23 protein-coding genes and 1 tRNA gene are annotated in these 25,183 nt (G+C 68.0%); 9 read left to right on the top strand and 15 right to left on the bottom strand.

All coding sequences use genetic code 11. The annotated features are described in order from the left end of the window. Window position 1 precedes the first annotated feature (1 nt). The 11 genes from AB0M67_RS08280 to dnaA form a co-directional block, all read right to left on the bottom strand. Window positions 2-1,318 (bottom strand): hypothetical protein, encoded by a 1,317-nt coding sequence (locus AB0M67_RS08280; RefSeq protein ID WP_365743949.1) that lies wholly within the window; start codon window positions 1,316-1,318, stop codon window positions 2-4. A gap of 278 nt (window positions 1,319-1,596) precedes the next feature. Beyond that, window positions 1,597-1,731 (bottom strand): DLW-39 family protein, encoded by a 135-nt coding sequence (locus AB0M67_RS08285; protein WP_211266759.1) that lies wholly within the window; start codon window positions 1,729-1,731, stop codon window positions 1,597-1,599. A 191-nt stretch (window positions 1,732-1,922) separates the two neighbouring features. Beyond that, window positions 1,923-1,996: transfer RNA gene (locus AB0M67_RS08290), tRNA-Ile, on the bottom strand. 58 nt (window positions 1,997-2,054) lie between these two features. Further along, entirely contained in the window at window positions 2,055-2,675 is a 621-nt protein-coding gene (locus AB0M67_RS08295) for a DUF3566 domain-containing protein (RefSeq protein ID WP_365743952.1), read from the bottom strand. Window positions 2,676-2,762: 87 nt separating this feature from the next. Further along, complete coding sequence (gyrA, locus tag AB0M67_RS08300) at window positions 2,763-5,429, bottom strand: DNA gyrase subunit A (protein WP_365743954.1); 2,667 nt, start codon at window positions 5,427-5,429, stop codon at window positions 2,763-2,765. Window positions 5,430-5,480: 51 nt separating this feature from the next. Continuing rightward, the gene (gyrB, locus tag AB0M67_RS08305) at window positions 5,481-7,559 is read right to left on the bottom strand and encodes a DNA topoisomerase (ATP-hydrolyzing) subunit B (RefSeq protein WP_365743956.1); all 2,079 of its coding nucleotides are present in this window, start codon (window positions 7,557-7,559) and stop codon (window positions 5,481-5,483) included. A 453-nt stretch (window positions 7,560-8,012) separates the two neighbouring features. Beyond that, window positions 8,013-8,633, bottom strand: a complete 621-nt coding sequence (locus AB0M67_RS08310) for a DciA family protein (RefSeq protein ID WP_365743958.1) — start codon at window positions 8,631-8,633, stop codon at window positions 8,013-8,015. Next, window positions 8,630-9,832, bottom strand: a complete 1,203-nt coding sequence (recF, locus tag AB0M67_RS08315; protein WP_365743960.1) for a DNA replication/repair protein RecF — start codon at window positions 9,830-9,832, stop codon at window positions 8,630-8,632. The genes AB0M67_RS08310 and recF overlap by 4 nt, the downstream gene beginning before the upstream one ends. A 32-nt stretch (window positions 9,833-9,864) precedes the next feature. After that, window positions 9,865-10,752: a phosphogluconate dehydrogenase (NAD(+)-dependent, decarboxylating) gene (gene gnd / locus AB0M67_RS08320; RefSeq protein ID WP_365743962.1), complete on the bottom strand. Its 888-nt coding sequence runs from the start codon at window positions 10,750-10,752 to the stop codon at window positions 9,865-9,867. A gap of 89 nt (window positions 10,753-10,841) precedes the next feature. After that, window positions 10,842-11,972 (bottom strand): DNA polymerase III subunit beta, encoded by a 1,131-nt coding sequence (dnaN, locus tag AB0M67_RS08325; RefSeq protein ID WP_249951456.1) that lies wholly within the window; start codon window positions 11,970-11,972, stop codon window positions 10,842-10,844. Window positions 11,973-12,854: 882 nt separating this feature from the next. Then, on the bottom strand, window positions 12,855-14,630 hold the full coding sequence (gene dnaA, locus AB0M67_RS08330) for a chromosomal replication initiator protein DnaA (protein ID WP_365743964.1): 1,776 nt from the start codon (window positions 14,628-14,630) through the stop codon (window positions 12,855-12,857). Between the two features lie 376 nt (window positions 14,631-15,006). On the opposite strand from dnaA, the gene rpmH reads away from it, so the two are divergent. The 9 genes from rpmH (at window position 15,007) to AB0M67_RS08375 (ending at window position 21,893) form a co-directional block, all read left to right on the top strand. Beyond that, window positions 15,007-15,144: a 50S ribosomal protein L34 gene (rpmH, locus tag AB0M67_RS08335; protein WP_030354375.1), complete on the top strand. Its 138-nt coding sequence runs from the start codon at window positions 15,007-15,009 to the stop codon at window positions 15,142-15,144. 26 nt (window positions 15,145-15,170) lie between these two features. Continuing rightward, window positions 15,171-15,542, top strand: a complete 372-nt coding sequence (gene rnpA / locus AB0M67_RS08340) for a ribonuclease P protein component (RefSeq protein WP_365743967.1) — start codon at window positions 15,171-15,173, stop codon at window positions 15,540-15,542. Then, window positions 15,539-15,898 (top strand): membrane protein insertion efficiency factor YidD, encoded by a 360-nt coding sequence (yidD, locus tag AB0M67_RS08345; protein WP_249951459.1) that lies wholly within the window; start codon window positions 15,539-15,541, stop codon window positions 15,896-15,898. The genes rnpA and yidD overlap by 4 nt, the downstream gene beginning before the upstream one ends. 3 nt (window positions 15,899-15,901) lie before the next feature. Further along, on the top strand, window positions 15,902-17,179 hold the full coding sequence (yidC, locus tag AB0M67_RS08350; RefSeq protein ID WP_365743969.1) for a membrane protein insertase YidC: 1,278 nt from the start codon (window positions 15,902-15,904) through the stop codon (window positions 17,177-17,179). 14 nt (window positions 17,180-17,193) lie between these two features. Further along, entirely contained in the window at window positions 17,194-17,712 is a 519-nt protein-coding gene (locus tag AB0M67_RS08355) for a R3H domain-containing nucleic acid-binding protein (RefSeq protein ID WP_351416711.1), read from the top strand. Between the two features lie 104 nt (window positions 17,713-17,816). Then, window positions 17,817-18,533 (top strand): 16S rRNA (guanine(527)-N(7))-methyltransferase RsmG, encoded by a 717-nt coding sequence (rsmG, locus tag AB0M67_RS08360; protein ID WP_365743971.1) that lies wholly within the window; start codon window positions 17,817-17,819, stop codon window positions 18,531-18,533. A gap of 265 nt (window positions 18,534-18,798) precedes the next feature. After that, entirely contained in the window at window positions 18,799-19,875 is a 1,077-nt protein-coding gene (locus AB0M67_RS08365; RefSeq protein ID WP_249951463.1) for a ParA family protein, read from the top strand. Then, window positions 19,872-20,972, top strand: a complete 1,101-nt coding sequence (locus AB0M67_RS08370; RefSeq protein WP_365743973.1) for a ParB/RepB/Spo0J family partition protein — start codon at window positions 19,872-19,874, stop codon at window positions 20,970-20,972. Before AB0M67_RS08365 ends, AB0M67_RS08370 begins: the two co-directional genes overlap by 4 nt. A gap of 303 nt (window positions 20,973-21,275) precedes the next feature. Beyond that, window positions 21,276-21,893, top strand: coding sequence for a GNAT family N-acetyltransferase (locus tag AB0M67_RS08375; protein WP_365743975.1), 618 nt, complete (start codon window positions 21,276-21,278; stop codon window positions 21,891-21,893). 93 nt (window positions 21,894-21,986) lie between these two features. Here AB0M67_RS08375 and trxA read toward each other — a convergent pair whose 3' ends face one another. The 4 genes from trxA to sigM all read right to left on the bottom strand — a co-directional run bounded on the left by trxA (window position 21,987) and on the right by sigM (window position 25,165). Further along, on the bottom strand, window positions 21,987-22,319 hold the full coding sequence (gene trxA / locus AB0M67_RS08380; protein ID WP_365743977.1) for a thioredoxin: 333 nt from the start codon (window positions 22,317-22,319) through the stop codon (window positions 21,987-21,989). A gap of 43 nt (window positions 22,320-22,362) precedes the next feature. After that, a complete protein-coding gene (trxB, locus tag AB0M67_RS08385; protein WP_365743979.1) occupies window positions 22,363-23,334 on the bottom strand; it encodes a thioredoxin-disulfide reductase in 972 nt (323 codons plus the stop codon). Window positions 23,335-23,453: 119 nt separating this feature from the next. Beyond that, complete coding sequence (locus AB0M67_RS08390; RefSeq protein WP_365743981.1) at window positions 23,454-24,464, bottom strand: hypothetical protein; 1,011 nt, start codon at window positions 24,462-24,464, stop codon at window positions 23,454-23,456. After that, window positions 24,461-25,165, bottom strand: coding sequence for an RNA polymerase sigma factor SigM (gene sigM / locus AB0M67_RS08395; protein ID WP_365743983.1), 705 nt, complete (start codon window positions 25,163-25,165; stop codon window positions 24,461-24,463). The genes AB0M67_RS08390 and sigM overlap by 4 nt, the downstream gene beginning before the upstream one ends. Window positions 25,166-25,183: the final 18 nt, after the last annotated feature.

Genomic DNA, 25,183 nt, shown 5'->3' on the forward strand with positions numbered 1-25,183 from the left:
CTCAGCCGGAACCCGGTTCCGCGCGCCGCCGCGCGAGCAGCGTCCACACCCCGAGGCCGAGCACCAGCACGGTGCCCACGCCGATCCCCGCGGCCGCGACCCACTTCATCGCCTCGTTGTCCGCGCCGCCGGCTCCGGTCGTCCCGCCGTCCGCCGCCGACTGCCGGTCGTCCGGGTTCACGCTGAAATCGCCGGCGGGCCCCGCGTACGCCGGAGCGTCCTTCGGGTCGCCCTCGACGTCGATCCGCAGCGTCAGCCCGTACGGTCCCGCGCCGAACTTCTCGCCCACCTCCGGGTTGAGGCTGACGCGCAGGTAGTACCAGCCCGCGAACCTCATCTCCTTGTCACCGGTGCGCGAGCCGAAGCGGTTCTCGTACGCCACCGGGGGCAGCGGATCGATGGCCGTCGTCTTCTGCTTCCCGGTGTACGAGAGCGAGTTGCTGGTCTCGACGAGCCCTCGCGCCGGGTTGTAGAGCGCCATGGAGAACGCGCCGCTCACAAACCCCGACCCGGCCGCCGCGCTGCCCAGGTCCGCGGCGGCGAAGATCTGCTGCCCCCAGTCCACCGGCACCCGGTAGAAGAGGGAGGCGCCCGGCTCGATCTCCGTCGTCCACTCGCCCTTCCCCAGCTCCGCCGCGTCATAGAAGCCCAGGCCGCCCGCCCGGGCCCGTGGCTCACCGCCGACCGGCTCGGGCGAGGCGCTGGGCCATCCCGAAGGCGCCTCGGACGGTCCGGGACCCGTGAGCTCCGGCTCGGAGACATGGCGGATCTCCAGCTCCCAGGGCTCAGGGGTGGAGGTGTCCTCGCCGGTCCGCTCGATGACCACGTAGTACGGGCCGGCTTCCTGGCAGGAGGACGCCCCCTGCTCGATCAGCCGGTAGGCATAGGCCGCGAGCGGCCGGGGGAATGTGCTCGCGGCGCCGAACTGCGCGTCGTTGGAGTCGCAGTCGCTGCCCCGGCTGTTCTGCAGCGAGATCTTGATCTTGTCTCCGTAGGCGACGGTCGTCGCCGGTCCTGGCACGGCGACCGCCGACACATAGGCGTTCGTCTCCGCGTCGAGGTTCAGCCGGTAGATGAGCGTGCCACCGGGCTCGATCGCATCGCGGTAAGTGCGGTCGGCGTCAAGCGGCTTCGCCCCGCTCGTGGTCGCCGCTCCGCTGATCCGCCGCGCGCCGGGATCGAAGGCGTACGGGCTCGGCTCACCGGCCGCCCGTGCCTGGCCCGGCAGCGCCGCCAGCAGGCACACCGCCGCGCCCACCGCCACCGCCCTGGGGCCTCTCGCCGACGCCGCCCGCCCCCTGCCGCACTGCCACTTCACGCGCTTCCCCTCGCCCTCTCGGCCCGCCCAGTGCCTGTCCGGCGGATCTTCGCGGGCCGGGCCCCGGCCCTGTCGGTCGGTCCATCCTGCCCCGGGGCTCCCTCCGCTGTCTGCGGGGTTCACCACGGTCGGCCGGATCACTCCCGGTCACACACCCGACCTTCGCGTAAGCAAGTCAAAGATTCACGTGAGTGAACTCCAGCGGGGACGCACGGGGCCCGGACAGCACAGAGCCCCGACCGCTCGGCGGCCGGGGCTCGTATCAGGACTACTGCGTCTCACACACCCGAACCTGCGGGCACGGAGTCGGTCTCCTCCGTCCACAGATCCTGCTCGGCGCGGTCCGCCTGGATCTGGCGGTACACGAGGAGCCCGCCGATGGCGGCCAGTGCGACCAAGAGAAGCTTCTTCACCGCGCGACCTCGTCTTTCCTTGACGTAGGGGACTTCTGTCGCCCGACTATACACACCGACCGATACCGATCGGTGACCTGCCCGCGAGCGAGGCGGAGCTTCGGCCGGGCACAAAGGAACCTCGAAGAGCGGCTCCCCGCGAAATACGATCGGCCCGTACGGAGACGATCCGTACGGGCCGATTGTCGCGGTGGGGCTAACAGGATTTGAACCTGTGGCCTCATCCTTATCAGGGATGCGCTCTAACCAACTGAGCTATAGCCCCGCGCTGCCCCTGAAGATTAGCGCACTTCAGGGCCAGCCCCAAAATCGATACCCGGCCCTCACTCGTCCTCGGCGAGCGTGAGCTCAACACCGCCCACAAAGCCCGCGGACAGGTTGTAGATGAACGCTCCGAGCGTCGCCAGCGCCGTCGCGAGCACCACGTCGATCACCGCGATGACCGACGTGAAGATGATCACTCGCGGCAGCGACAGGAAGGACTGAAGGTCGAAGCCATTGCTCTCGTTGGAGCCCGTGGCCTCACTGATCGTCCCGCCCACCGTCGAGAAGACGCCCATCGCGTCCATGACCATCCACAGCACGGCAGCCGCGACGATGGTGCACAGACCCAGCGCGATGGAGAGCAGGAAACTGACCTTCATCACCGACCACGGATCGGCCTTCGCCACCCGCAGTCGCGCCTTGCGGGTACGCGGTGTGGTCCGCGCGCCCGTCCGCGGCCGGCGCACCGCGGAAGCGGCGGGAGCCCCCGAAGGACCGGCCCCACCGGCAACGGCAGAGGTCACGGGAGCCCCTTGCTGCATCTGCTGTCCGCCCTGGCTCGGCCCGCCGCCGTGTGGCGAGGGATACGCCTGCGGCGGGTGGTACGGCTGAGCGGCCGGCTGCGGCTGCTCGGATCCGTACTTCTCGTAAGGGGGCTTCTGCCCCCGGGTGTCGGTCACCGTTACCCCCTGGGAGTCCGTGGCAGGGCCACGGGCACCGTTCGCTCCGGAAGCGGCCGATCCGGCGCCCGTGGCTCCACTCACGCTCTACTCCTCGTGCTCCCCGGCCGAGGGCTGAGTGCCCTCGGCGACGACCTCGGCCGTACCAGCCTCTTCGGTCCCCGGGTCATCGGTCCCGTCGACCTCTTCGGCTTCGCGTCCCGCCTCGGCATTGCGCGCGATACCGACGACGGCATCCCGCTTGCCCAGGTTGATCAGTTGGACACCCATCGTGTCACGGCCGGTCTCCCTGACTTCGTTGACTCGCGTGCGAATCACACCGCCGCCGAGAGTGATGGCAAGGATCTCATCCGTTTCCTCCACCACCAAAGCACCGACGAGAGAACCTCGATCCTCCACAATCTTCGCGGCTTTGATACCCAGACCGCCCCGACCCTGCACGCGATACTCATCGACAGCGGTCCGCTTCGCGTATCCGCCATCTGTAGCAGTGAAGACGAACGTACCGGGCCTGACGACATTCATCGAGAGCAGTTCGTCGCCCTCGCGGAAACTCATGCCCTTCACGCCCGAGGTGGCACGCCCCATCGGGCGCAGCGCGTCGTCCGTCGCGGTGAACCGGATCGACTGCGCCTTGCGGCTGATGAGCAGCAGATCGTCCTCCGCCGACACCAGCTCCGCGCCGATCAGCTCGTCATCCGCGCCGTCGTCCGTCTCCCGGAGGTTGATCGCGATGACACCGCCCGAGCGGGGTGAGTCGTAGTCCTTGAGCGGGGTCTTCTTCACCAGACCCGCCTTCGTGGCCAGGACCAGATACGGCACGGCCTCGTAGTCACGGATCGCCAGGATCTCGGCGATCTGCTCGTCCGGCTGGAAAGCGAGCAGATTGGCCACATGCTGACCCCGCGCGTCCCGCCCGGCGTCCGGCAGCTCGTACGCCTTCGCCCGGTAGACCCGGCCCTTGTTCGTGAAGAACAGCAGCCAGTGGTGCGTGGTCGAGACGAAGAAGTGGTCGACGATGTCGTCTTCCTTCAGCTTCGTGCCGCGTACGCCCTTGCCGCCGCGCTTCTGCGAGCGGTAGTCGTCCGTCTTCGTACGCTTCACATAGCCGCCACGCGTGATCGTGACGACGATGTCCTCCTCGGCGATCAGGTCCTCGATGGACATGTCACCGTCGAAGGGCACCAGCTTCGAACGCCGGTCGTCGCCGAACTTGTCGACGATGACGGCCAGTTCGTCATGGACGATCTGCCGCTGCTTCTCCGGCGAGGCCAGGATCCCGTTGTACTCATTGATCTTCTGCTGCAGCTCGTCGTGTTCCGCGACGATCTTCCGCCGCTCCAGGGCCGCCAGCCGGCGCAGCTGCATCTCCAGGATCGCGTTCGCCTGGATCTCGTCGATCGTGAGCAGCCCCATCAGGCCCTCACGCGCGATCTCGACCGTGTCACTGCGCCGGATCAACGCGATGACCTCGTCGATCGCGTCGAGCGCCTTGAGCAGACCACGCAGGATGTGCGCCCGCTCCTCGGCCTTGCGCAGCCGGAACCTCGTACGCCGGACGATGACCTCGATCTGGTGCGTCACCCAGTGCCGGATGAACGCGTCCAGCGAGAGCGTGCGCGGCACGCCGTCCACCAGCGCCAGCATGTTCGCGCTGAAGTTGCTCTGCAGATCGGTGTGCTTGTACAGGTTGTTCAGAACGACCTTGGCGACCGCGTCCCGCTTCAGGACGACGACCAGCCGCTGGCCCGTACGCGAGGACGTCTCGTCGCGGACATCCGCGATGCCGCCGACCCTTCCGTCCTTGACCAGGTCGGCGATCTTCTGCGCGAGATTGTCCGGGTTGGTCTGGTACGGCAGCTCCGTGACCACCAGGCACTGGCGGTTCTGGATCTCCTCGACCTCGACCACCGCGCGCATCGTGATCGAGCCACGGCCCGTGCGGTACGCCTCCTCGATGCCCTTGCGCCCCACGACCAGCGCGCCGGTCGGGAAGTCCGGGCCCTTGATCCGCTCGATCAGCGCGTCGAGCAGCTCCTCGTGACTCGCCTCGGGGTGCTCCAGCGCCCACATCGCACCGGCCGCGACCTCCCGCAGATTGTGCGGCGGGATGTTCGTGGCCATACCGACGGCGATCCCGGCGGAGCCGTTGATCAGCAGATTCGGGAACCGCGCCGGCAGTACCGTCGGCTCCTGGTTACGGCCGTCGTAGTTGTCCGTGAAGTCGACGGTCTCCTCGTCGATGTCCCGGAGCATCTCCATCGACAGCGGCATCATCTTGCACTCGGTGTACCGCATGGCCGCGGCCGGGTCATTGCCCGGAGAACCGAAGTTGCCGTTGGAGTCCACCAGCGGCATCCGCATCGACCACGGCTGCGCGAGCCGGACCAGCGCGTCATAGATCGAGGAGTCGCCGTGCGGGTGGTACGTACCCATGACGTCACCGACGACGCGGGCGCACTTGTAGAAGCCCTTCTCGGGCCGGTAGCCGCCGTCGTACATCGCGTACAGCACACGCCGGTGGACGGGCTTGAGACCGTCCCGTACGTCCGGGAGCGCGCGCGACACGATGACGGACATCGCGTAGTCGAGATACGAGCGCTGCATCTCCGTTTCGAGCCCGACCGGCTCTACGCGCATCGCCAGCCCCTCGACCGCCACGACGGCCTCCTGGACCACAGGGGTACCAGGGGTGCCGGGGACGCCGGAGCTCTCGGGGGTGTCAGGGGTATCAGGGGTGTTCTCGTCGGCCATTGCTGGTCAGTGTTCCTTTCGGCCTTGTCGAATCCGTCAGCTGAGACCGACTCAGATGTCGAGGAAGCGGACGTCCTTGGCATTGCGCTGGATGAACGACCGCCGCGCCTCGACGTCCTCGCCCATCAGCACCGAGAACAGATCGTCGGCCTGGGCCGCGTCGTCCAGCGTGACCTGGCCGAGCACCCGGTGGTCGATGTCCATCGTGGTGACCCGCAGTTCCTCGGCGTTCATCTCGCCCAGGCCCTTGAAGCGCTGGATCGAGTCCTCGCGGATGCGCTTGCCGTTCTGCTTGCCCAGCTCCACCAGGGCGTCGCGCTCCCGGTCGGAGTAGGCGTACTCGAAGTCGTCCCGGCCCCACTTGATCTTGTAGAGCGGCGGACGCGACAGATAGACATGCCCCGCCTCGACCAGGGGGCGCATGAAACGGAAGAGGAAGGTGAGGAGCAGCGTGTTGATGTGCTGTCCGTCGACATCGGCGTCCGCCATCAGGATGATCTTGTGATAGCGGAGCTTCTCGATGTCGAAGTCCTCGTGCACACCGGTGCCGAACGCCGAGATCAGCGCCTGCACCTCGGTGTTCTGGAGGATCTTGTCGATCCGCGCCTTCTCGACGTTCAGGATCTTGCCCCGGATCGGCAGGATCGCCTGGTACATCGGGTTACGGCCCGACTTCGCGGAACCACCGGCGGAGTCACCCTCGACGATGAAGATCTCGCACTTGGACGGGTCGTTCGACTGGCAGTCGCTCAGCTTGCCCGGCAGCGACGCGCTCTCCAGCAGCCCCTTGCGCCGGGTGAGATCCCGCGCCTTACGGGCGGCGACCCGGGCCGTGGCGGCCTGGATCGACTTGCGGATGATGTCCGCGGCCTCGTTCGGGTTGCGGTCGAACCAGTCCGTGAGGTGTTCGTGCACGATCTTCTGGACGAAGGTCTTCGCCTCGGTGTTGCCGAGCTTCGTCTTCGTCTGACCCTCGAACTGCGGCTCGCCCAGCTTCACCGAGATGATCGCGGTCAGACCCTCGCGGATGTCCTCGCCCGCCAGGTTGTCGTCCTTCTCGCGCAGGAACTTCTTCTCGCGCGCGTAGCGGTTGACCAGACCGGTCATCGCCGCACGGAAGCCCTCCTCGTGCGTACCGCCCTCATGCGTGTGGATCGTGTTCGCGAACGAGTAGACACCCTCGCTGTACTGCGCGTTCCACTGCATCGCGATCTCGACCGAGAGCAGCCGCTCCTTGTCCTCGGCCTCGATGTCGATGACCGTCGGATGGATCAGCTCGCCCTTGCGCGAGTTGAGGTACTTCACGAAGTCGACGATGCCGCCCTCGTAGAAGTACGTGACCGTACGGGACGGCTCCTCGCTCGTGCCCTCGGTCACGTCCGTACCCGCGACATCGGCGCCCACGACGGCCTTCGCCGACTCGCGCTCGTCGGTCAGCGTCAGAGTCAGGCCCTTGTTGAGGAAGGCCATCTCCTGGAAGCGCCGCGACAGCGTCTCGAAGGAGTACTCCGTCGTCTCGAAGATGTCCGGGTCGGCCCAGAACGTCACCGTCGTACCGGAGTCCGAGGTCTCCTCGTTACGGACCAGCGGAGCCGTCGGCACACCGAGCTTGTAGTCCTGCGTCCAGCGGTAGCCGTCCCGCTTGACCTCGACCGAGACCTTCGACGACAGGGCGTTGACGACCGAGACACCGACGCCGTGCAGACCACCGGAGACGGCATAGCCGCCGCCGCCGAACTTGCCGCCCGCGTGCAGGACCGTCAGCACGACCTCGATCGCCGGCTTGTTCTCGGACGGAACGATGTCCACCGGGATACCGCGGCCGTTGTCGACCACGCGCACCCCGCCGTCGGCCAGGATCGTCACGTCGATGGTGTCCGCGTGCCCGGCCAGGGCCTCGTCGACGGAGTTGTCGACGACCTCGTACACCAAGTGATGCAGCCCACGCTCACCGGTGGATCCGATGTACATACCGGGCCGCTTACGGACCGCGTCCAAGCCCTCAAGCACAGTGATGGCACTGGCGTCGTACGAGGCGGTGACCTCGCCGTTCTCTCCAGTGGCGGTGGACGGAGTCTTCTCATTGGGGTTGCCGGAATCGGCCACGAAGCGCCCTTTCTGGCACAGCACAGGCCGTTCTCCGGCGAGCGGGAGCGGCTGCGTCGTTCGGCTTGTATCGACGGGTCCCGCAAGCAGAGCGGGATTTTCCACCAGTCTACCGGTAGCGCCGACCCGAATGGGGGTTTGCCGGTACCTGAGTCCGCATGTGCCGCCCTGAATGAGCGCCCGCCGACTCCCCATATTCAGGAAGGGGCTCCAAGAGGCTCACACCGGCCTTGAGCGCTTCGGCCTGTCAACCTCCCACTACGGTGAGGGACACCTCAATCTCCCCAGGCGTCCCGCCAGGACATCCCGGGGTCGGAGGGTGAGCCGGAGCAGCCCGGCGACCGGCCCGCGACGGACCACGCGACCATCCGCCCGACCCGCCGCCGGGGGCCTGGCGGCGGTCGGCAGCCGGTCCCCAACGAAGCCGAAACCCCTGGTCAGAGCCTTCGTCCAGGTGTCAAGGCGGAACCGGTGCCATCAGCCGTACGTGTCACCCGGGCCCTTGCTGCCCGGCGCACGCAGCCGGCCGAACCGCTGCGGCGGACCCCCCGGGCCCAGCACCTTGATCAGCCGTACGGTGCCCTGCCCCAGGTCCTCGTTCAGCCGCGCCACCAGCCGAGGCGCCAGCAACCGCAGCTGTGTCGCCCACGCCGTCGAATCGCACTGCACCGTCAGCACCCGCTCGTCATCGCCGTCGTCGTACCGCTGCGGCACACAGTGCTTCGCCACGTCCTCACCGACGATCTGCGGCCACCGGCCCATGACCCCGCCCACGGCCGCCGGCGTCTCCCAGCCCCGCTCCGTGATCAGCCGGTTGATCGCCGCACCCAGCGGCAGCGGATCACGGCCGTCCGCCCGCGCCCCCGAACGCAGCCCGCCACCCCGCCGCGCCTGCTTCTTCTGCTGTACGGCGGCGCCCCGCGCCCGCGCCTGCTCCTTCGCCGCGCGCAGCGCGACCCGCGCCAGATCCACCCCCGACGACTCCGGGATCCCCGGCGCACCAGGCGCCCCGGAGGCCGCGGAGGCCCCCGGAAGCTCCACGGGCCCTCCGAATCCGTCGGACCCGGCCGCTCCGGACGGCCCCCGAGAGGTACTCATACCCGCTCCACCACGCCGTCGGCCACCGTGAACCGCGCCCCGGCCAGCACCCCCGGCACATCGTCGTCGACCGCCGCCGTCACCAGCACCTGCTCGCCCGGAACCACCAGCTCCGCGAGCCGCTCCCGCCGCCGCGCGTCCAGCTCGGCGAACACGTCGTCCAGCACCAGCACCGGCTCATTGCCCTCCGCGCGCAGCAGATCGTACGAGGCCAGCCGCAGCGCCAGCGCGAACGACCAGCACTCGCCATGGCTGGCGTACCCCTTCGCGGGCAGCCGGCCCAGCCTCAGCACCAGATCGTCGCGGTGCGGACCGACCAGCGTCACACCCCGCTCGATCTCCTGCTTGCGCACCCCGGCCAGAGCCGCCAGCAGATGCGCGTACAGCTCATCGCGCGACGCCACCCCCGAGGCCACGAGCCCGGTCCCGGGCCCCGAAACGTGATCGCCGGAAGCATCGGGCGCTCCCGAATCACCGGAGTCGCCGGGATCACCGGCGGAGGAACGGTACTCCAGCACCACCGGACCGCCCCCGGGCGCCAGTTGCTCATACGCCTTGTCCGCCAGCGGCTGGAGCGTCGCGATCAGATCGACCCGCTGCGCCAGCAACTCGGCCCCCGCGCGCGCCAGATGCTGGTCCCACACATCCAGCGTCGACAGATCCATGCCACGCCCGCCGTGCCGCCGCGCCATCGCCGCCGACTTCAGCAGCGTATTGCGCTGCCTGAGCACCCGGTCGTAGTCCGACCGCACGCCGGCCATCCTGGGCGACCGCGCCGTGATCAGCTCATCGAGGAACCGGCGCCGCTCACCCGGATCGCCCTTCACCAGCGCCAGATCCTCCGGAGCGAACAGCACCGTCCGTACGATCCCGAGCACATCACGCGGTCTGACCTGCGAGGACCGGTTGATACGCGCCCTGTTCGCGCGGCCGGGATTGAGTTCGAGCTCCACCAGCTGCGACCGCTCGCCCTGGGTGACCGCGGCCCGGATAACCGCACGGTCCGCGCCCATCCGCACCAGCGGGGCGTCCGACGACACCCGGTGACTGCCGAGGGTCGCGAGATAGCCGACCGCCTCGACCAAATTGGTCTTCCCCTGCCCATTCGCCCCCACGAACGCGGTGACGCCCGGATCGAGCGGTACCTCGACCCGGGCGTAGGACCGGAAGTCGGCCAGCGACAGATGCGTGACGTGCATGGATGTACGCGGGCCTCCCCCGGCTCAGGGCTCTACTTCTTCGGCTTGTTCGGCTCGACCGCGTGGCCGCCGAACTGATTGCGCAGCGCCGAGACCATCTTCATCTGCGGCGAATCGTCCTGCCGGGACGCGAACCGCGCGAACAGCGACGCGGTGATCGCGGGCAGCGGCACCGCGTTGTCGATGGCCGCCTCGACCGTCCACCGGCCCTCGCCGGAATCCTCCGCGTAGCCCTTCAGCCGGTCCAGGTGCTCGTCCTCGTCCAGGGCGTTCACCGCCAGATCCAGCAGCCAGGAACGGATGACCGTACCCTCCTGCCAGGAGCGGAAGACCTCACGGACATCGGTGACGGAGTCGACGCTCTCCAGCAGCTCCCAGCCCTCGGCATAGGCCTGCATCATGGCGTACTCGATGCCGTTGTGGACCATCTTGGCGAAGTGGCCCGCGCCGACCTTGCCCGCGTGCACGGCCCCGAAGTCGCCCTCAGGCTTGAGCGCGTCGAGGACCGGCTGCACCTGCGCCACATGCTCCGGGGTACCGCCGTACATCAGCGCGTAGCCGTTGTCGAGGCCCCAGACGCCGCCGGAGACACCGCAGTCGACGAAGCCGATGCCCTTGATGCCCAGCTCGACCGCGTGCTTCTCGTCGTCCGTCCAGCGGGAGTTCCCGCCGTCCACCACCACGTCGCCGGGCGACAGCAACGCGGCCAGCTCGTCGATCGTGGCCTGCGTCGCGGCACCGGCCGGAACCATCACCCACACCACTCGCGGACCCTTGAGCTTGCTCACCAGCTCCTGGAGGCTGTGGACATCGGCGAGGTCCGGATTGCGGTCATATCCGATGACGGTGTGGCCTGCGCGGCGGATACGCTCGCGCATATTGCCGCCCATCTTGCCGAGACCGACGAGACCGAGCTCCATCAGGTGTTCCTTAAGCGTTGAGGCGATTCGTACCCGGGTTTGTACCCGGGCCCGAGCCTACGCCCGGACCCGGCCACTCACCTGTGGGGTCAGCCGCTCAGGCGTACCGGCATGATCAGGTACTTGTACGCCTCGTCCGCCTCCGCGTCGACGGCCGGCCGGCCGCTGAGCAGCGCCGGCTTCGTGGACGTCGTGAAGGAGAGCTGGGCGACCGGCGAGTCGATCGCGCTGAGCCCGTCGAGCAGGAAGGTCGGGTTGAAGGCGATCGAGATGTCGTCACCCTCCAACTGCGCGTCGACACGCTCCACAGCCTGTGCGTCGTCGCTGGAACCGGCCTCCAGGATCAGCACACCCTGCTCGAAGCTCAGCCGCACCGGGGTGTTGCGCTCGGCCACCAGCGCCACACGCTTGACGGCCTCGACGAACGGGGCGGTCTCGATCACCGCGACCGAGTTGAACTCGGTCGGGAAGAGCGTGCGGTACTTCGGCAGATCACCTTCGAGCAGCCGCGTGGTCGTACGCCGCCCGGCGCCCTCGAAACCGATCAGCCCCTCGCCGGCGCCCGCCCCGGAGAGCGCCAGGGTGACTGTGTCACCGCTGGTGAGCGCCTTGGCGGTGTCCAGCAGCGTCTTGGCGGGCACCAGCGCGACCGCGGACACATCGGAGGCTTCCGGCTTCCACAGGAACTCACGGACCGCGAAGCGGTAGCGGTCGGTCGAGGCCAGGGTGACCGTGTCGCCCTCGATCTCGATCCGTACACCGGTCAGCACCGGCAGCGTGTCGTCGCGGCCCGCGGCGATGGCGACCTGGGAGGCGGCGGAGGCGAAGACCTCACCGGGGACGGTGCCCGTCGCGGTCGGCATCTGCGGCAGCGCCGGGTACTCGTCCACCGGAAGGGTGTGGAGCGTGAAGCGCGACGAGCCACAGACCACGGTCGCCCGTACACCGTCTGTGGAAATCTCCACCGGCCGGTTCGGCAGCGCCCGGCAGATGTCGGCGAGGAGCCGGCCGGAGACGAGGACGGTGCCGTCCTCCTCGACCTCGGCGTCCACCGAGACCCGCGCCGAGACCTCGTAGTCGAAGCTGGAGAAGCTGAGAGCGCCGTCCTCGGCCTTCAGCAGAAGGCCTGCGAGTACGGGCGCCGGCGGACGGGCCGGAAGGCTACGGGCCACCCAGGCCACCGCCTCCGCGAGTACATCGCGCTCCACCCGGATCTTCACCGGAACCGCCTCCTGCTGTTGCTGGCTCGCCCTGCTGGCCTTCGTCGTCGGCTGTGATGCCGGGGACCAGTCTGACGTACGGCACCGACAGTCGGTGCGGCTGCGGGTCAAGTCGGCGCAGCGGGTGCCGGGCGCTCCGGGGCCGAGTTGTGCACAGGGCCTTCTTCGAAGCGGATTCCCCGTTAACTCTAAGTGGGAGTAGTAGTAGGGCCTGTGGAAACCGTGGATAACGTCATCTGCGCAGGTCAGACCCGTTTTTTTGTCCACCGACCCTGTGGGCGCCGTCCGTGGACAACCCGGTCGTTCTGTGGACGGGCGAAAGTTCTGCACAACCGATGCACAGGACACAGGGACTTCTCCCCAGCCACGTCCCCAGCTTTACCCACGTTCCCCACAGCCCAATCGACCTCCTTGGTGTGACGCCTTTCACTCGACTCAGCGATGCCGGGCGTTTCGTTGCCGAACAGTGGACAGGGGTGTGGAGAAGCTGTGGGAAAGGAAGGCCCGCCTGTGGGCTGCCGGTGGACAACAGCGCCGGCGCCCTGTGGAAGAATTTTCCGTCCACAGTCTGTGGAGCGGCGGCGGCCACAAATCCACAGGGCCCTGACCTGGCCTGATGCCTTCCGGTCGAGGCTGCCTGTGGACGCAGTCTGGACAACTTCTCGGTCCCCAGGCTGTGGACGGAAGATCGGGACCCGATCTGTGGAGAAGGACCCTCCACCGCCAGGTATTCGAACAGCGAGGGCGCGGCGGCGACACGCCGACCCGGCCGCCGCGAGGTCCACGCCGGGTCCACGCGAGGTCCGGACAGCGCGAAAAGGCGCCCAGGGACCGTCCCGGACGGTGTCCCTGAGCGCCTCGGCAGCGGGCGGAAGCCGGCTGTCAGCCGTTCTTGATGCGGTTGGTGAGCTCCGTGACCTGGTTGTAGATCGAGCGCCGCTCGGCCATCAGTGCGCGGATCTTCCGGTCCGCGTGCATCACGGTCGTATGGTCCCTGCCGCCGAACTGCGCGCCGATCTTGGGCAGGGAGAGATCGGTCAGCTCACGGCAGAGGTACATCGCGATCTGGCGGGCGGTCACCAGCACCCGGCTCCTCGACGATCCGCAGAGGTCCTCCACCGTCAGCCCGAAGTAGTCGGCGGTCGCCGCCATGATGGCGCTCGCGGTGATCTCCGGGGCCGAGTCCTCCCCACCCGGGATCAGATCCTTGAGCACGATCTCGGTGAGGCCGAGGTCCACCGGCTGCCGGTTGAGCGACGCGAAGGCCGTCACCCGGATCAGCGCGCCCTCCAGCTCGCGGATGTTCCGCGAGATACGGGAGGCGATGAACTCCAGCACCTCGGGCGGGGCGTTGAGCTGCTCCTGTACCGCCTTCTTGCGGAGGATCGCGATCCGCGTCTCCAGCTCCGGCGGCTGGACGTCCGTGGTCAGGCCCCACTCGAAGCGGTTACGGAGCCGGTCCTCCAGGGTGATCAGCTGCTTGGGCGGCCGGTCCGAGGAGAGCACGATCTGCTTGTTGGCGTTGTGGAGCGTGTTGAAGGTGTGGAAGAACTCCTCCTGCGTCGACTCCTTGCTCGCCAGGAACTGGATGTCGTCGACCAGCAGGATGTCGACATCCCGGTACCGCTTGCGGAAGGTGTCGCCCTTGCCGTCGCGGATCGAGTTGATGAACTCGTTCGTGAACTCCTCGGAGCTCACATACCGCACGCGCGTGCCGGGATAGAGGCTGCGCGCGTAGTGCCCGATGGCGTGGAGCAGATGCGTCTTGCCGAGCCCGGACTCCCCGTAGATGAAGAGCGGGTTGTAGGCCTTCGCCGGGGCCTCGGCGACCGCGACCGCGGCGGCGTGCGCGAACCGGTTGGACGCCCCGATCACAAAGGTGTCGAAGAGGTACTTGGGATTCAGCCGGGCATGCGGCTCGCCGGGACCTGGCGCCGGGGCGGGCTGGGCGCCCAGCGGTCCGAGCGCTCCGCCGCGCGGACCTCCGCGGCCGACATTGGGCCCCCCGCCGTGGCGCGGCGCGGGCGGCTCCTGGAGCTCGCGCCGGTCGGGGTGCTGCTCGTACGGGGAGTGCTCGGGCCCCTGCGGCTGCCGGTAGTCGTGCTGCGGCTGCCGCTGGTGAGCGGTGGCGTACGGATCGCGGTCCTGGTAGCCGCCGAGCCGGGGCTGCTGCCAGGACAGGTCCTCCTGGGTCCGCGGCCAGGCGCCGGGGTCGGGGCGCTGCTGCTGGTAGTCCGGGTAGGCGGGCCGTACCGACGGCATGCCGTCGTCCGACGGACGGTGCCCGTAGCCGTCGTATGTATCGCCCTGCCGCTGTTCGTCATGGGGCGGCCCCTGGTAGCGGTGCTGCTGGGGCACGGGCGGGGCCGGCGGGGTGGGCTCGGCGGCCGAGTCGTCGACGGTGATGGCGATCCGGATGGGGCGGCCGCACTCATGGCTCAGCGTCTCGCTGATGAGAGGGGCGAGCCGGCCCTCCAGGACACGCTTGCCCCATTCATTGGGAACGGCGAGCAGCGCGGTGTCGGCGACCAGTGCGAGAGGCTGACAGCGCTCGATCCACTGCTTGTCCTTGGGCTCGACGCCCTGCTGGCCCTCCCTGAGGAGCTGCTCCAGCACTCGTGGCCACACTGCGGCAAGATCGGCAGGTACATCAGCCACAAGGCACGCTCTCTCGCAGGTCCAGATCCCACGAATGCGTGGTTCTCGGGACGGGATGGGAAGACCGGCAGGAATTGAAGCCGGAGTTCAGCCACGGTAGTCAGGGCGGCCCGCGCGGTTCAAGTTGTTGTCCACAGCCTGTGCACAATGGCGCCGGCCATGGAGCGGGTTTGACCGGATGGCGTAGCCGCGCGTACCGTGACCAGGTCGAGTTGTCGATGGCTGCTGCCGCCTGCCTCCGATGGGCAAAGATCACGATCTGTGGTTGTGAAGCGGTGCACTCGGGCGTGATCGCGAGCTTCTCAGCTTCTCGTGGGCGCACGGTGACAGCCAGGCGATGTCCCGCCATCCACACATCATTTTCTGGAGCCCCCGAGTGAGCAAGCGCACCTTCCAGCCGAACAACCGTCGTCGCGCCAAGACCCACGGGTTCCGGCTGCGGATGCGTACCCGTGCCGGCCGCGCGATTCTCGCGACCCGCCGTGGCAAGGGTCGCGCCCGTCTGTCGGCCTGATCGCCTGATCGCCAACAGGTCATGACGTGCTGCCTACCGAGAATCGGCTGAGGCGGCGCGAGGACTTCGCGACCGCGGTACGCCGGGGACGCCGGGCCGGACGCCCGCTTCTCGTCGTCCATCTACGCAGCGGTGCAACGGACCCGCACGCGCCTGGGGAGAGCGCCTCCCCGACGCGTGCGGGTTTCGTCGTGAGCAAGGCCGTGGGTGGAGCCGTCGTACGTAACCAGGTGAAGCGGCGACTGCGCCATCTGATACGCGAACGACTGTCCGAGCTGCCCCCCGGTAGCCTGGTTGTCGTACGGGCGCTGCCCGGAGCGGGCGACGCCGAATATGGACACCTGGCCCGAGACCTGGACGCCGCGCTTCAGCGGCTGCTGGGAGGGGGCACACGATGAAGTACCCGCTGCTGGCTCTGATCAAGCTGTACCAGTGGACGATCAGCCCGCTTCTCGGGCCCGTCTGCCGGTACTACCCGTCGTGTTCGCACTACGGATACACGGCCATCGACCGACATGGCGCGGTGAAGGGCACGGCGCTGACCGCCTGGCGCATTCTGCGGTGCAATCCGTGGTCGCCGGGGGGTGTGGACCATGTCCCGCCGCGCAAACGCCCGCGCTGGCATGAATCGCTGCGCAATGCCTGGCGCGGCCGTAAGGGCGGACACTCCGCCGCTGGCGTGCCTTCCGGGGGATTGGCCCCCGACACCCCGAGTCCGGCCGCAGAGACCTCGCCCAAAGCTCAAGGAGCCTGATTAGTGGACACGATTGCCAGTCTCTTCAGTTTTATCACCACACCTGTTTCATGGGTCATCGTCCAGTTCCACTCGCTGTACGGGATGATTTTCGGCCCCGACACGGGCTGGGCCTGGGGACTGTCCATCGTGTCCCTGGTGGTACTGATCCGGATCTGTCTGATCCCGCTGTTCGTCAAGCAGATCAAGTCGACCCGGAACATGCAGGTGCTCCAGCCCAAGATGAAGGCGATCCAGGAGCGCTACAAGAACGACAAACAGCGTCAGTCCGAAGAGATGATGAAGCTGTACAAGGAGACGGGTACCAACCCGCTCTCCTCGTGTCTTCCCATCCTGGCGCAGTCGCCGTTCTTCTTTGCCCTCTACCACGTGCTCTCCAGCATCGCGAGCGGCAAGACCATCGGGGTCATCGACCAGGGGCTGCTCGACAGCGCCCGTCAGGCGCATATCTTCGGCGCCCCGCTGGCCGCCAAGTTCATGGACAGCAGCGAGAAGGTCGCGTCCCTGAACGCCACGCTGACCGATGTGCGGGTCGTCACCGCGATCATGATCGTGATGATGTCGGCGTCGCAGTTCTACACACAGCGCCAGCTGATGACGAAGAACGTCGACCTGACGGTCAAGACGCCGTATATGCAGCAGCAGAAGATGCTGATGTACATCTTCCCGGTGATCTTCGCCGTCACGGGTGTCAACTTCCCCGTCGGTGTGCTCGTCTACTGGCTGACCACCAACGTGTGGACCATGGGCCAGCAGATGTATGTGATCAACCAGAACCCGACCCCGGGCAGCAAGGCGCAGGACCAGTACTTGCAGCGTCTGCTGAAGAACATCACCGCGCACAGCGAGGTGCGGTCCCGTCGTAAGCGCTCCATCGTCCAGGCGATCGTGGCCAAGGGCCCGGACCGCAATGACAACGAGCGCAAGTTCGTCACGAGCCTGGCCAAGGCGGGGCTCGCCGCGCAGCCCGACGGAACGGTGATCAAGAGCGACACCGCCGCTGCCGAGGCCGAGTCCGGTGGCGCCGGCAGGCGGCAGCAGCCGAAGCGCCAGTCCAAGGCGCAGCGGCAGGCCGCCGCCGCCCAGGCGGGTACGGACAGGCCGGATCAGCCCAATGACTCCGAGGCCGCTGGTGCGCCGGCGAAGACTTCGTTGCAGAAGGGCGAGCCGCAGGACACCAAGTCCAAGCCGGCGGGCAAGCCCGCCGCCGGTTCCGCACGCCAAGCCAAGTCGGGGCAGCGTAAGGGCCAGCAGCGGCCCAAGCACCCGTCCAAGAAGTAAGAAGGAGTCCATCCGTGACGGAAGGCACCATCTCCGCCGACGAGTCCGCCGACGAGGGAGGCGACACCCTGACCCGCCTGGAGCAGGAAGGGGAGATCGCGGCCGACTACCTGGAAGGTCTGCTCGATATCGCTGATCTCGACGGCGATATCGACATGGACGTCGAGGCAGACCGGGCCGCAGTCTCGATCATCAGTGACTCGGCGCGGGACCTGCAGAAGCTTGTCGGACGCGACGGTGAGGTGCTGGAGGCGCTTCAGGAGCTGACTCGGCTCGCCGTGCACCGGGAGACCGGTGACCGCAGCCGGCTGATGCTGGATATCGCGGGCTTCCGGGCCAAGAAGCGTACCGAGCTGGCCGAGCTGGGAGCCAAGGCCGCGGACGAGGTGAAGAGCACCGGCGAGCCGGTGAAGCTGAACCCCATGACGCCCTTCGAGCGGAAGGTCGTGCATGACGCGGTCGCCGCCGCGGGTCTGCGCAGTGAGTCCGAGGGCGAGGAGCCGCAGCGCTTCGTCGTGGTGCTCCCTGCCTGAGCGGTCCATTCTTTTCGGCCCCGTCTGTTGCGCAGACGGGGCCGATCTTTGTCAGCCTGATAGTCAGCCACCGGTCGGTGGTTCGGTATGGAAGGACGGTTCCCGTGACGGAGGCAGCAGAGCTTCCCCCCGCACCGGACGAGGCGCGCACTGTATTCGGTGAGTTCTTTCCGGAGGCTGTCCGCTACGCGGAACTGCTGGCGGACGCGGGGGTCAAGCGTGGCCTGATCGGCCCGCGCGAGGTTCCACGGCTCTGGGAGCGGCACCTGCTGAACTGCGCGGTGCTCTCCGAGGTCGTGCCCGAGGGTGTGACGGTCTGCGATGTCGGTTCGGGCGCGGGGCTCCCAGGGATCCCGCTGGCGCTGGTACGGCCCGATCTGAAGATCACGCTGCTGGAACCTCTGCTGCGGCGGACGAACTTTCTTCAGGAAGTCGTCGAGCTGCTCGGCCTGGACCATGTGACGGTGGTGCGTGGCCGTGCCGAAGAAGTCCTCGGCACCCTGCAGCCGGTGCATGTGGTGACGGCGCGCGCGGTGGCTCCGCTGGACCGACTGGCGGGCTGGGGAGTGCCCCTGCTGCGGCCGTACGGCGAGATGCTGGCGCTCAAGGGCGACACCGCCGAGGAGGAGATCAACGGGGCGCGTGCCGCACTGAGCAGGCTCGGTGTGGTCGAGACCTCGGTCCTTCATGTCGGTGAGGGCATCGTCGACCCGCTGGCCACCGTGGTGCGAGTGGAGGCCGGGGAGAGCCCCGGCGGTGTGCGATTCGCCACAAAGAGGGCCAAGGCCGCACGGGCCGGCCGTGCGCGGCGGCGCCGTTGAGCCGTACAGTCCGTACTGCCTATCAGTGATGCTCCATACAAGCTGCCATACCTATGCAATGCGGAGTGTCGTGACGGTGTAGCTCTGCGGCCCGTGCATCGTGTTTCACGTGAAACGTCGCTCACTGCTGCAGGGAATCATCGGCCGTGGCCGCGCTGCTGCTACACCGCGCGGCCGAAAGCCCCTCGTAAGGGGGACGGGGTTGTCCACAGAGGCGGATTCCTCCACAGAACCACGGGCCTCGCTGGTTCACGACCCCGAAAGCATGGCAGGCTCTGTCCATTGCGAGTCTGAAGTCGAGGAGGGTGAATCCTTGCGGTCCGACGCCAACATCGCGGGACCGATGACCGATCCGGTCCCCGGTCCCCGTACCGAGTCGGCGGGGGAGGATGTTTCACGTGAAACACCGCCCCCGATGGACGACACCCCCATTGGCCGTGCGGCCCAGCTGGCGGTGGAGGCACTGGGCCGCGCCGGCGAGGGTCTGCCCCGTCCAGAGCAGACACGTGTCATCGTCGTCGCCAACCAGAAGGGCGGCGTGGGGAAGACCACCACCACGGTCAATCTCGCCGCCTCGCTCGCGCTCCATGGCGCGCGCGTGCTGGTGGTCGACCTCGATCCCCAGGGCAACGCCTCCACGGCGCTCGGGATCGACCATCACGCCGAAGTTCCCTCGATCTATGACGTCCTGGTGGAGAGCAAGCCGCTTTCGGAAGTGGTCCAGCCTGTCCCCGACGTCGAAGGCCTCTTCTGTGCCCCGGCCACCATCGATCTCGCCGGTGCGGAGATCGAGTTGGTCTCGCTGGTGGCACGGGAGAGCCGACTGCAGCGGGCGATCGAAGCGTACGAGCAGCCGTTGGACTACATCCTCATCGACTGCCCGCCCTCGCTCGGCCTGCTGACCGTCAATGCGATGGTCGCCGGCGCGGAGGTGCTGATCCCCATCCAGTGCGAGTACTACGCGCTGGAGGGGCTGGGTCAGCTGCTGCGGAACGTCGACCTGGTGCGGGGACATCTCAACCCCGCACTGCATGTCTCGACCATCCTGCTCACCATGTACGACGGCAGGACACGGCTCGCCTCGCAGGTGGCGGACGAGGTACGGAGCCACTTCGGCAAGGAGGTGCTGCGGACGAGCATCCCTCGGTCCGTACGGATCTCCGAGGCGCCGAGCTATGGGCAGACGGTGCTGACCTACGATCCGGGGTCCAGCGGATCACTGTCGTATCTCGAAGCCGCCCGTGAGATCGCTCTACGAGGGGTCGGGGTCCACTACGACGCCCAGCAGGCCCATGTGGGCAGTCAGAACACTCAGCAGAGTTTGTCGGAGGGGATCCAGTGAGCGAGCGACGCAGGGGATTGGGACGTGGGCTCGGTGCGCTGATCCCGGCCGCTCCACAGGAGAAGCAGGTGACCTCTTCAGGAGCGTCCGCTGCTACTCCGGGGGCGGCTCCCGTACTGACCGCGGAGCGGGGTGTGGCGGCCGCGAAGGTGACTTCGCTGCCGCAGGCCGCCGTGGTGCCGGAAGTGGAGACGGTCGCGCCGGAGTTCGAAGCGGTGCCCGAGCCGACGGCCACGGCGGGGGCGCACTTCGCCGAAGTGCCGATCGACTCCATTACGCCGAACCCGCGCCAGCCGCGCGAGGTTTTCGACGAGGACGCCCTCGCCGAACTGATCACTTCCATCAAGGAAGTCGGTCTTCTCCAGCCTGTCGTCGTACGGCAGGTGGGGTCCGAGCGCTACGAGCTCATCATGGGCGAGCGGCGCTGGCGGGCCTGCCGGGAAGCCGGTCTGGAACGCATTCCAGCGATCGTCCGCGCAACCGACGACGAGAAGCTGCTGCTTGACGCTCTGCTGGAGAACCTGCACCGTGCCCAGCTGAATCCGCTGGAAGAGGCCGCGGCCTACGACCAGCTGCTCAAGGACTTCAACTGCACGCATGACCAGCTGGCCGACCGGATCGGCCGCTCACGTCCGCAGGTCTCCAACACGCTGCGATTGCTGCGTCTCTCTCCCCCGGTGCAGCGCAGAGTCGCCGCCGGTGTGCTCTCGGCAGGTCACGCGAGGGCACTGCTCGCGCTGGATGACTCCGAGGAGCAGGACCGGCTGGCGCACCGCATCGTGGCCGAGGGGCTTTCGGTGCGCGCGGTCGAGGAGATCGTGACCCTGATGGGTTCGCGCCCGCAGAACTCCCCCAAGTCGAAGGGACCACGAGCCGGGGCCCGGCTGTCACCGGCGCTCACCGATCTGGCCTCGCGTCTCTCGGATCGCTTCGAGACCCGGGTGAAGGTCGACCTGGGGCAGAAGAAGGGAAAGATCGTCGTCGAGTTCGCTTCAATAGACGATCTGGACCGGATTCTCGGCACCCTCGCGCCCGGTGAGGGACGCGTCCTGGACAAGAGCCTCGCCGAGGAAGCCGAGCAGGACGACGAGAGCTGAGGCTTCTGAACAGCCCCTGGGCGGGCCGTGTTCCACGCTTACCGGAACACGGCCCGCCCTTTGCTGTCTCGCGGTGTGCCGGACATCTTCGGGTGGATACGATGCGTTCTGGTATGGCGCATCCACCTTGATTCATCCCAGAAGGAGAGCGGGGGCCATGCGATCGGTGAGCCGCAGTCGGCTGGTATCGGCTGGACTGGGTCTTGGAGTGCTCGGCGGCTTCGTCGGCAGCCTGCTCCGGGAACGGAGCGCGCTGACGGCCGCCCGTGGCGCGGCAGGCGAAGGAAGTGAGGAACAGCCTCCATGGGGCGTCGGCTCGTACCGCTCACGCTGGACAACCTTCCCGACCTCCCCAAGCGCTGCCGAGCGTGTGTCTTCTGGGAGCTCGATCCGGTCAGTGGGGAAGCAGCGGTAAGGGCAGGAAGGGCCGAGGCCGAGAAGGAAGCCTGGATCTCGGCCGTTCTCCTGGAGTGGGGATCCTGCGGTCGCGTCGTCTATATCGATGATGTGCCGGTCGGCTTTGTGCTCTACGCGCCTCCGGCGTATGTGCCGCGGTCCATGGCCTTCCCGACGAGCCCGGTCTCTCCGGACGCCGTCCAGCTGATGACCGCGTGGATCATGCCGGGGTATCAGGGGCAGGGACTCGGCCGCGTGATGGTGCAGACCGTGGTGAAGGACCTGCTGCGGCGGGAGTTCAAGGCGATCGAGGCATTCGGCAATGCCCGCTGGAGGGAGCCCGCCTGCGTGCTCCCCGCTGATCATCTGCTTGCGGTGGGCTTCAAGACCGTACGTCCGCATCCGACGTATCCACGGCTGAGGCTTGAGCTGCGGACCACGCTCTCCTGGAAGGAAGATGTGGAGATGGCGCTGGACCGGTTGCTGGGAGCCGTCAAGAAGGAACCCGCGCTACGGCCGCTCTGAGCCGGGCAGGGTATGCGCAAATCGAAACGGGCCGACTCCCCGATGGGGAGTCGGCCCGTTTCACGTGAAACATCGAAAGCCGGGGGTGCCGGCTCATTCGCCGATGAAGTCCTTGAGGTCGCTTACGAGCGCGGCCTTGGGCTTGGCGCCGACGATGGTCTTGGCGACCTCGCCGTTCTGGTACACGTTCAGCGTCGGGATGGACATGACGCCGTACTTGGCTGCCGTGGCCGGGTTCTCGTCGATGTTGAGCTTGACGATCTCGATCTTGTCGCCGTGCTCGGCCGCGATCGCCTCAAGCGACGGGGCGATCTGGCGGCACGGTCCGCACCAGGCGGCCCAAAAGTCCACCAGTACGGGCTTGTCGCTCTTGAGTACGTCCTCGTCGAACGAGGCGTCGGTTACATGCTTCAGGGCGCCGGCCACGGCGGCCTCCTTAGATTCGCGGGGTGTGGGTCGGTACAGCTGGTCAGACGGCGGCGGTCTTCTCCGCCGCGGCGTTCTCGCTGTCGCTCAGCGCGGCGAGGAAACGCTCGGCGTCGAGAGCGGCGGAGCAACCGGTGCCGGCAGCGGTGATCGCCTGGCGGTAGGTGTGGTCGACGACATCACCGGCGCCGAAGACACCGGACAGGTTCGTCCGCGTCGACGGGGCGGCGACGGTGAGGTAGCCCTCGGCGTCCAGATCGAGCTGGCCCTTGAACAGCTCGGTCCGCGGGTCGTGGCCCACCGCGATGAACAGACCGGTCACGGGGAGCGAGGAGGTCTCGCCGGTCTTGGTGTTGCGCAGGGTCAGACCGGAGAGCTTCTGCTCGCCGTGGATCTCGGCGACCTCGCTGTCCCAGGCAAACTTGATCTTGGGGTCGGCGAAGGCGCGGTCCTGCATGGCCTTGGAGGCACGCAGCGTGTTCCGGCGGTGGATGATCGTGACGGACTTGGCGAAGCGCGACAGGAAGGTGGCTTCCTCCATCGCGGTGTCGCCGCCACCCACCACGGCGATGTCCTGGTCCTTGAAGAAGAAGCCGTCGCAGGTCGCGCACCAGGAGACACCGCGGCCCGAGAGGGTGTCCTCGTTGGCCAGGCCGAGCTTGCGGTGCTGGGAGCCGGTCGTGACGATCACGGCCTTGGCCCGGTGCACCGTGCCGGCCGTGTCGGTGACCGTCTTGATGTCACCGCTGAGGTCGACCGCGACGACATCGTCCGGGACAAGCTCGGCGCCGAAGCGCTCGGCCTGCGCCCGCATGTTGTCCATGAGGTCCGGGCCCATGATGCCGTCGCGGAACCCGGGGAAGTTCTCCACATCGGTCGTGTTCATCAGCGCACCACCGGCGGTGACGGCGCCCTCGAATACCAGCGGCTTCAGCGATGCACGCGCGGTGTACAGCGCGGCCGTATAGCCGGCGGGCCCGGAGCCGATGATGATCACATTACGGACGTCGCTCACGGGTTTCTTCCTCGTCTCTGCAGACTGCCTACTGGGGCCGGATCAACGACTTTCACCCCATCCAACGGATCCTACGGGTCCCGCATTCCCGAGGTGTCCCGGCTCCACGATGGAGGGCGTCAGCGGCGGAGGTAGGTGTGCTTCAGGAGGACTTTCCCCTTGCCCGAAGGATCGCTGTCGAGGCAGGCCGCATCGATCACATAGGCCTGGACCCGGGTGCTGTCGGCAGCGTCCGGCAGAACGACGAGATAGGCGCTGCTGCCCTGGTAGGTGCCCGGCTCGGCGGCGAGGGCGGGCGTGGCGCTGCCCGTGCCCTGCCGAATACAGGGCGGCACCTCGGGCTCGGGCTGGAGCAGTGGCGAATTCGCCGTGCTCCGGTCACCCCCGGCGGCGCGAGGCTCCTCGGCCTTCGGACTCTTGGACTCCTTGGCCACGGCGCCTGAGGCCAGCAGCGTGTCCACGCGGCTCTGGAGCTGGGCCTCCGAGAACTCTGTACTGCCGCTCTTCGGGGCGCTGGCCGCGGTGTCGGTCTGACCGCTGCTGTCCGACACCCCGAGCGACTGGAACAGCAGAACGCTGACGCCTACGGCCGCTGTTCCGAAGACGGCTCCCAGGACGGCATTGCGGCGGCGACGACGGGTCTGCCCACCGCGGCCGGGGCCGGTGGCTGCCCTCGGGCGGCCGGCGGGCCGGTCGGTTCGTACTGTGTCCGCCGCGGTGAACTCCGCCGGGCTCGGCGGGCCGGTCGGTGCGGCGACGGTCGACGCGGCGACGGCCGGTGCCGTGAGCGTCCGGGGTGAAGGTGTCCGGGGTGAGGGCTTCAGGGGTGAGGGCGATGTTTCACGTGAAACATCCACGGTCTCGTCGGGGGCGGTGGCGTTCAGCAGCGCCTCCGCCGCCAGCGCGGCATCGATACGGCCGGCGACATCGGCCGGCATCCGCGGTGGTCCGGGCAGGGTGCCGAGCAGCCCTCTGATCTCTTCGAGCGAGTCATGGACATCCGCGCACAGAGCGCAGCCGTCGAGGTGACGCCGTACATCGGCGGTACGGGACGGTGAGAGGAGCCCCTCCGTGAGATCGGAGATCTCCGAGACATCCGGGTGCTGATCCGTGTCGGTCGTGGATGTCACGCGCGCCCACCTCCGCCCTTCACTCCAGCAGGATCATGTGGTCCTGGGTCTCTTGGTTCCGATGCCGGTGGGACGGATGCCCCCGGCGTCCGGTTCCTTCCCCCGCCGAGACCGCTGTTATCCCTGGTGGCCCCGCGTAGATGCGTGAGCATGGGCAGCAGTCTGGCCCGGCCGCGCGCACACCGGCTCTTCACCGTTCCAGTGGGTACGCCCAGCACCGCGGCGGCCTCGGCCACGGGGTAGCCCTGCATATCGACGAGGACCAGGGCCGCCCGCTGCTCGACGGGGAGCTTGGCCAGCGCCGCCAGCAGCTCACGATGGAGATCCTTGCGCTCCGCGGGGGCCTCCGCCGACTCATGAGGCTCAAGGAGCTGCTCCAGCCGCTCGGTGTCGTCCACGGGGGAGGTCCTGCGTGAGGCCGCCTTACGGGCGCGGTCGAGGCAGGCGTTGACGGTGATGCGGTGCAGCCAGGTGGTCACGGCCGACTGCCCGCGGAAGGTATGGGCAGCCCGGAAGGCGGAGACCAGCGCGTCCTGGACCGCGTCCGCGGCCTCCTCCCGGTCCCCCAGCGTCCGGAGGGCCACTGCCCAGAGCCGGTCCCGATGGCGCCGTACCAACTCGCCAAAAGCGTGGGGATGGCCCGCGACATGAGCGCTCAGAAGGTCCTGGTCGCTTGAGTCGCCGAGCGCGGCGTCGTCCAACAGTGAGCCCCCCTCCCC

The sequence above is a fragment of the Streptomyces sp. NPDC051662 genome, from assembly GCF_040681655.1.
In the GTDB taxonomy this organism is placed as follows: domain Bacteria; phylum Actinomycetota; class Actinomycetes; order Streptomycetales; family Streptomycetaceae; genus Streptomyces.

Excerpts from the sequence above, each read along its gene's own strand:
- gyrA (WP_365743954.1), bottom strand. The coding sequence starts at position 5,429 with ATGGCCGACGAGAACACCCCTGATACCCCTGACACCCCCGAGAGCTCC.
- AB0M67_RS08310 (WP_365743958.1), bottom strand. The coding sequence starts at position 8,633 with ATGAGTACCTCTCGGGGGCCGTCCGGAGCGGCCGGGTCCGACGGATTC.
- recF (WP_365743960.1), bottom strand. The coding sequence starts at position 9,832 with ATGCACGTCACGCATCTGTCGCTGGCCGACTTCCGGTCCTACGCCCGG.
- gnd (WP_365743962.1), bottom strand. The coding sequence starts at position 10,752 with ATGGAGCTCGGTCTCGTCGGTCTCGGCAAGATGGGCGGCAATATGCGC.
- yidD (WP_249951459.1), top strand. The coding sequence starts at position 15,539 with ATGAAGTACCCGCTGCTGGCTCTGATCAAGCTGTACCAGTGGACGATC.
- AB0M67_RS08365 (WP_249951463.1), top strand. The coding sequence starts at position 18,799 with ATGGCAGGCTCTGTCCATTGCGAGTCTGAAGTCGAGGAGGGTGAATCC.
- AB0M67_RS08375 (WP_365743975.1), top strand. The coding sequence starts at position 21,276 with ATGGGGCGTCGGCTCGTACCGCTCACGCTGGACAACCTTCCCGACCTC.